The organism is Pasteurella oralis (assembly GCF_002850605.1).
In the GTDB taxonomy this organism is placed as follows: domain Bacteria; phylum Pseudomonadota; class Gammaproteobacteria; order Enterobacterales; family Pasteurellaceae; genus Pasteurella; species Pasteurella oralis.
This window is the reverse complement of the sequence record NZ_NXGB01000007.1, coordinates 118,633-125,900: the sequence shown is the minus strand read 5'-3', so window position 1 is coordinate 125,900 and position 7,268 is coordinate 118,633. Positions and strand designations below refer to the sequence as shown.

The 7,268-nt window shown below is 36.7% G+C and carries 7 protein-coding genes; all 7 read right to left on the bottom strand.

Annotation, left to right across the window (positions count from 1 at the left end):
* Positions 1–40 precede the first annotated feature (40 nt).
* The 7 genes from murI to msrB all read right to left on the bottom strand — a co-directional run bounded on the left by murI (position 41) and on the right by msrB (position 7,070).
* Positions 41–850, bottom strand: coding sequence for a glutamate racemase (gene murI / locus C0975_RS09505; RefSeq protein ID WP_101776150.1), 810 nt, complete (start codon positions 848–850; stop codon positions 41–43).
* Positions 843–1,370, bottom strand: coding sequence for a chorismate lyase (locus C0975_RS09500; RefSeq protein WP_101776149.1), 528 nt, complete (start codon positions 1,368–1,370; stop codon positions 843–845). Before C0975_RS09500 ends, murI begins: the two co-directional genes overlap by 8 nt.
* Positions 1,363–3,444, bottom strand: a complete 2,082-nt coding sequence (gene recG, locus C0975_RS09495) for an ATP-dependent DNA helicase RecG (protein WP_101776148.1) — start codon at positions 3,442–3,444, stop codon at positions 1,363–1,365. The genes C0975_RS09500 and recG overlap by 8 nt, the downstream gene beginning before the upstream one ends.
* On the bottom strand, positions 3,441–5,564 hold the full coding sequence (gene spoT, locus C0975_RS09490) for a bifunctional GTP diphosphokinase/guanosine-3',5'-bis pyrophosphate 3'-pyrophosphohydrolase (RefSeq protein WP_101776147.1): 2,124 nt from the start codon (positions 5,562–5,564) through the stop codon (positions 3,441–3,443). Before spoT ends, recG begins: the two co-directional genes overlap by 4 nt.
* Before the next feature lie 55 nt (positions 5,565–5,619).
* Positions 5,620–5,889 (bottom strand): DNA-directed RNA polymerase subunit omega, encoded by a 270-nt coding sequence (gene rpoZ, locus C0975_RS09485; RefSeq protein WP_101776146.1) that lies wholly within the window; start codon positions 5,887–5,889, stop codon positions 5,620–5,622.
* Positions 5,890–5,951: 62 nt separating this feature from the next.
* Positions 5,952–6,578, bottom strand: coding sequence for a guanylate kinase (gene gmk, locus C0975_RS09480; RefSeq protein ID WP_101776145.1), 627 nt, complete (start codon positions 6,576–6,578; stop codon positions 5,952–5,954).
* A gap of 99 nt (positions 6,579–6,677) precedes the next feature.
* Positions 6,678–7,070 (bottom strand): peptide-methionine (R)-S-oxide reductase MsrB, encoded by a 393-nt coding sequence (msrB, locus tag C0975_RS09475; protein ID WP_101776144.1) that lies wholly within the window; start codon positions 7,068–7,070, stop codon positions 6,678–6,680.
* Between the last annotated feature and the right edge of the window lie 198 nt (positions 7,071–7,268).

Sequence of the window (7,268 nt, the reverse complement as noted above, 5' to 3'; positions counted from 1 at the left end):
TAAACTTTCGACTTTAAATATTCAATAATTATGTCGATTTTTATTCATCTATAGCTAATAAATGCAAAGCTTCAAAACCCCAAAGATGAATAATATGTTGGAATTGAGTTTCATAGTTAAACAATTGAGTACAAAAAATGAAATTTTTTTCTAGTATTTCTGATCGCACTTTTACGTTAGATAATAAACTTTTCACACGTAATGCAATTGCTTTGCCTGAATCCATAAAATATTTTACTTGTGGTAAGCATTGAGCAATTTCTTCTTTGATTAACGGAAAATGCGTGCAACCAAGTACAACTGTATCTAAATCCATAATCGCTTGCCAAGCTGACAACTCTTGTTTCAAAACAATAAAATCCACATATTTTCCATGCAATTTTTGTTCTGCAATTTCGACTAATTTAGTACTACCAATCTTTTCTACTATACAATGGCTGGCATGATTTTTAATTAAATCAGACACATAAGTTCTTTTTACAGTACCTTTTGTTGCAAGCAAACCGATATGTTTTGTTTCAGAAATTTCAGCAGCAGGCTTAATCGCTGGTACAGTACCAACAATTGGAATAGAAAAATGTTCGCGCAGTACAGGTAAAACAACTGTGCTTGCGGTATTACACGCAATCACAATAAGATCAAGTGGAAAATCCTGATCAATTTTATGGCAAATTGATAATGTTCGCCGAACAATTTGTTCTTCAGTTTTTTCAGAATAAGGAAAATATGCATTATCAAAGCAATAAAGATAATGACAATTTGGTAAAAGTTGCTTTGTTTCTTTATAAACACTAAATCCACCAACACCAGAATCAAAAAAAAGAATTGTTGGTTGAGTTTGTTTATCCATGTACTTCCTCAGTAAAAATTTGTGGTTCAAGAAATAATTCTGCCACCATCATTGGATAAGTATTAACTTCAACTAATGCACGCCTTGCATAAGTATCATATTGCAACCCATCTATTTTTGCCCACTGCAATATTTTTCTAACGCGATTCTGTTGACTAAATAACCATTCACCAAGTGCTTTATTACCTAATCGTTGTAACTCTAAATGCTGCAATAGAAAACCTTCAGGCATAAGTGTTCTCGCAAAAATAAGCGGTTTATTTTGTATATGCAACAATACTTCTCTACACCAGAAGCGCTCATATCCCCAAAATAAACACTTTTCACTTTCAGCTAAATTGGTTAACCAACATTCTGATAAAACCCTCACTTCTACAGGACCAAAATGTACTCTCAATTGCTTAGTTAAAGAAGAAGATAAAAGGAGCCACTTTTGTTCATTTTGGGAAAGTTGTTGCATCTTAATATTATCAGAAAACAACCAATTTGCCTCTTGCAAGTCCTTAGAATAATTATGCATTTGAATAAATCTCTTTATTGTTGAGCCAACGTTTGATTAAACTCTCCGCCACTTCAGGCTGCTCAACAATCAAGCGGCGCGCATAATATTGTACTGTTGGGATCATTTTACGATCTCGCATTAAATTTGCTACTTTAAATTCAGCAATACCCGTTTGCTTTGTACCTAATACTTCTCCTGGTCCTCGAATTTCCAAATCTTTTTCAGAAATAATAAACCCATCTTGTGTATCACGTAAGACTTGCAAACGTTTTTGTGAAATTTTGCCTAATGGTGATTTATACATCAATACACAAAAAGAGGCTGTACTCCCGCGTCCAACACGTCCTCGCAATTGATGTAGCTGAGATAATCCTAAACGTTCTGCATTTTCAATAATCATCAAACTTGCATTAGATACATCTACACCAACCTCAATTACAGTTGTAGCAACTAATAAATCAATTTCTGCATTTTTAAATGCCGTCATGATTTCTTGTTTTTCAGTCGGTTTCATTCGTCCATGCACTAACCCTATACGTAAGTGCGGTAAGATTTTTCTCAAATCTTCTGCTGTCGCTTCTGCTGCCTGCGCTTCAAGCATTTCAGATTCATCAATTAAAGTGCAAACCCAATAAGCTTGGCGCTTTTCATTAACACAAGCATGGTTTACTCGTGCTATTACTTCATTGCGCCGATCTTCAGAAATTGCTACTGTAGTAATGGGTGTACGACCTGGTGGTAGCTCATCAATGATTGAAGTATCTAAATCTGCATAAACTGTCATCGCCAATGTTCGAGGGATCGGTGTTGCCGTCATAATTAATTGATGGGGATATATATCTGCTTTCTTCCCTTTTTCACGCAACATTAAACGTTGATGAACACCAAAACGATGCTGTTCATCAACAATGACTAATGCTAAATCTGCAAACTCTACTTCTTCTTGGAAAAGAGCATGTGTACCGACTACCATCTGAACCTTGTTAGTTTGAATGCTTTCTAATTCAACTTGACGAGCTTTTCCTTTAACTTTCCCTGCTAACCACCCAACTTTGATTCCAAGCGGTTCAAACCAACGCTTGAAATTAGTTGCATGCTGTTCTGCTAAAATTTCAGTAGGTGCCATTAATGCTACTTGTTTACTATTATCAATAGCCAGTAATGCCGCTAAAGCAGCCACGAGGGTTTTACCGGAACCAACATCCCCTTGCACTAAACGCATCATTGGGTAATTATTTGCTAAATCTCGCTCAATATCTTGTATCACTCGAATTTGCGCGTTGGTTGGCTGAAAAGGCAATTGTGCTAAAAAACGTTGTTTTAAATCTGTCTGGTAGCGCAATACACAAGCTGAAAATTGTTGCGTTCCTAACCGCACTTTCTGCATTGCTAGATTATGTGCTAACAATTCTTCAAAAATCAGGCGTTGCTGTGCTGGATGTGTTCCTTTTTCTAAGGCTTCAAGTGAAATATCTGGTGGCGGTCGATGCAGAAAATGAATCGCTTCTTTCAAGCTAAAAGGGTGTGGATTAAATTCATTAGGTAAAATTTCCGCGACTTGGATTTTCTCAAGTAAGGCTAAAGCTTGATCTGTTAACTTTCGTAATGAATTTTGTTTTAATCCTTCTGTAGTGGAATAAATTGGCGTGAGATTTTCTTCTAAAATGAGTGGCGCATTATCACGAATAATTTGATACTCTGGATGATGCATTTCTGCCATAAAACGCCCACGTCTTATCTCACCAAAAGCCTTGATTCGACTGCCAGGTTGTAAGCTATTTTTCATACCCGCATTAAAATTAAAAAAACGCAGCATAAGCTTAGACGAACCATCTGAAAGTGAAACAGTAAGGATCGGACGCTTACCAAATTGCACTTCGCAAGTTTGAACAATTCCTTCTATAGTCGCATAACTATCCACTCGAAGATCAATAATCGGAGTGATTCTTGTACGATCTTCATAGCGAATAGGCAGATGAAAAAGCAGATCTTGAAGATTGTTAATACCAATCTTACTTAGTTTTTCAGAAATAGTAGCACCAACACCAGAAAGCGCGGTTAATGGTACAGCATTAAGGAGTTGAGTTGTCATTTATTGATATTGCGTTCAATATTAACAAAACCTGGTATTGCTTTGATTTTACGAATAATATTAGCCAAATGTTTCGTATCTTTCACTGTCAATAGTACAACGATTTGATACAAGCGACCTTCTTGTTCCTCTGTCCAAATACTTTGAATATTACTATCTAGAGAGGAAATAGTATTAGTTAAATTTGGTAAAGCACCTTGTTGATTAATCAATTCAATCCGTAATTCAGCTTCAAAATCAATTGCATTATCACTTTGTTCCCATTCAACAGACATATAATGCTCTGGATTTTCTTTACGATGCCTTAAGTTTGCACAAGATTCGTGATGAATCACTAAACCTTTACCAGAACTAGTATAAGCGACAATTGGATCACCAGGAATTGGATGGCAACATTGTGCAAATGTCGTCAATAGCCCACCAGCATTTTTAATCTCAAAATGATCTTTACTATGAGTTAAGTCACCATCAGTATCAATTTCAATTGCTTCCCCCAGTAAACGATAAGCAACAACAGCACTCATTTGATTACCAAGACCAATTTCCATCAGCAAATCATCAAAATTTTCTAACTTTAATTCATGCAATAAATTTTGTACTCGTATCTTATCTAATTCGTCTAATTTAGTTGGCGCCAGGGCACGAATTAGTTGACGTTTACCTAACGCAACAGCCTCGCCACCTCGCAATTGTTTGAGGAAATGACGAATGTTAGTTCGCGCTTTGGCTGTGACGACAAAGTTGAGCCATCCTGCACTTGGTTGGGAATTTGGTAGTGTAATGATATCAACCGTTTGTCCTGAAGTAAGCGCTTGTGATAAAGGATAGGATTTACGATCGACATTTGCAGCAATACAGCTATGACCAATATCAGTATGTACCGCATAAGCAAAATCAACTGGTGTTGCACCAACAGGCAATTCTACAATGCGCCCTTTTGGTGTGAACACATAAATTTCTTTCGGGAAAAACTCAGACTTCACACTTTCAATAAACTCAAAAGAATTACCAACACTTTGTTGTAATTCAATTAAACTTTGCAGCCAACGCTGAGCACGAATTTGTACTGTTGTACTATCGTTTTTGCCGCCTTCTTTATATGCCCAATGAGCTGCCACCCCCATTTCTGCCATTTGGTCCATTTCTTCAGTACGAATCTGAACTTCTACAGGTACACCATGTGGCCCGATCATTGACGTATGTAAAGATTGGTAACCATTAGCTTTAGGTACAGCAATATAATCTTTCACTCTGCCTGGGCGAGGCTTATACAAACCATGCATTTGCCCTAATACACGATAACAAGTATCAACATCTTTCACTACAGTACGAAATGCATAAATATCCATAATGGAATGAAATTGCTGATCTTTAAGTTTCATTTTTTGGTAAATTGCATATAAGTGTTTTTCGCGTCCAAAAACACGAGCATCAATACCAACGTCTTCTAAGCGCCCTTTAATTTCATTAGTAATACGTTGAATCATATCTTTACGATTCCCACGCGCAACTTGAATGACTTTTTGCAATACTGCATAACGCTGAGGATACATAGCTTCAAACCCAAGATCTTCAAGTTCATTTTTGATATGCTCAATTCCTAAACGGTGAGCTAATGGACTATAAATTTCAAGCGTTTCTTTCGCAATACGACGACGTTTATCTGGTCGCAACGAACCCAACGTGCGCATATTATGTGTACGGTCAGCTAATTTAATTAAGACGACACGAATATCACGTGTCATAGCAAGAATCATTTTACGAAAGTTTTCGGCGGCAGCCTCTTTACGTGTACGGAATTTTAACTTATCGAGCTTGGATACACCCTCGACAATTTCCGCGACACTTGCACCAAATTCCGCCTCTAATTGTTCTTCCGTATATGGCGTATCTTCTATCACATCATGCAATAATGCCGCCATAACTGCTTCATGATCTAAACGCATTTCCGCAATAATAGATGCGACGGCTACTGGGTGAGTGATATAAGGCTCGCCACTTGAACGAGACTGTCCCTCATGTGCATCACGCGCAATCACATAAGCACGCTTAACTAATTCGATCTGTTCTGGGGGTAAATACGCTTCAATGATGCGATTTAAACTTTCAAAAAGATACAAGGGATACCTGACTTAAAGCTAGTTGATTAAAACTTTATAAAAAACGACCGCACTTTTATTGACTAGATAATAAAGATACTGCGTGTAATTCCGTATTTTCTCTCTCTAATGCATCATAACGCTCTTGTGCGTTCATAATTTCATTATTGATTAAACCTTTTTCAATCTCGCGTAACGCAATCACAGTTGGTTTATCATTATCTTCAGGTACTAAAGGTTCGCGTAAATGTAACTGTAATTGTCTTGCACGACGAGCTGCGGTTAAAATTAAATCAAAACGGTTGCCAATTTTTTCTACCGCATCTTGCACTGTAACACGAGCCATATATTACTCCATCTCTTATTCAAAAATTTTAAAAAAGGGCTAATATAATACTAAAATGAAGCTTATTTTGCTAGTAATTGTTCGATTAACTGCTGATTTTGTTTTTCTTGATAAGATAGCGTTAAACGCTCTGCTCGCAAAATCGCCTGTAAGTCAGCTAACGCTTGCTCAAACACATCATTAACGATCACATAATCATACTCGTTATAGTGGGAAATTTCCTCAATTGCTTTTGACATCCTTGTTGCTATGACTTCTTGACTATCTTGACCACGCCCAATCAGCCGCTGTTCTAATTCTGTTAAGGAAGGCGGTAGAATAAAGATGCTTTTTACACTAGGCACTTTCTGGCGAATTTGCTGTGCACCTTGCCAATCAATATCTAAAAAAACGTCAATACCTTGCGCAAGATTTTCTTCAATAGCGAGTAAAGACGTTCCATAGTAATTGCCACCAAATACGTTTGCGTACTCAAGAAACAAATCTTGTTTGATTAATGACTCAAACTCTTCTACAGATACAAAATAATAATGTACTCCATGACTCTCACCTGGACGAGGTTGTCTAGTTGTATGAGAAATTGACACCATCATTTTATTATTTTGCTGTTGTTGTAATAACGCTGAAATTAATGAAGATTTTCCCGCGCCACTTGGTGCCGAAAGAATATATAAATTACCTTGTGCCATAACCCGTCCCTTTTAAATGAAATGATGTTATCTATTATGCCGAGAAATCTATGTAAAATCAGCTAAAAATAGCAAAGCGCGGTCATTTTTCAGAAAATTTTATCCCTCTATGATTTCACCTGTTATTAAATCTTCAAATGCCATAGAAACTGAATTCACGCAATAACGTAAACCTGTTGGAGCGGGTCCATCTTCAAATACGTGACCTAGGTGTGAATCACATTTTCCACAGCGAATTTCCACACGTGGACGTGATAATTTGTAATCATCTAAATAACGAATTGCGTCAGGGGATATTGCTTCAAAAAAGCTAGGCCAACCACAACCCGCATCAAATTTTGTATCTGAAATAAACAATGGTGAATGGCAGACCACACAGCGATACAAGCCTTTTTTCTGTTGATTTAATAATTTACCAGTAAAAGGATGTTCAGTACCTTGGTTTAAACAGACATGTACTTGGATATCTGTCATTTCTTCTCTTTTTTTCATTTTCTTTCCTAATAAAAATTATCTTATGATCTGTTTTAAAAAATCGAGTAATTTTTCACAAGTCACATTTTTTATTATTTTGACATAGATCACAAAAAGTTTATCTGTTATTGTTTTCCCTGTAGTCTGGTTTCACAACTAAAAAAAAACCGTGCTATAATCTCCCGCGACAAAAAACAAAAGGGAATCACTCCATTT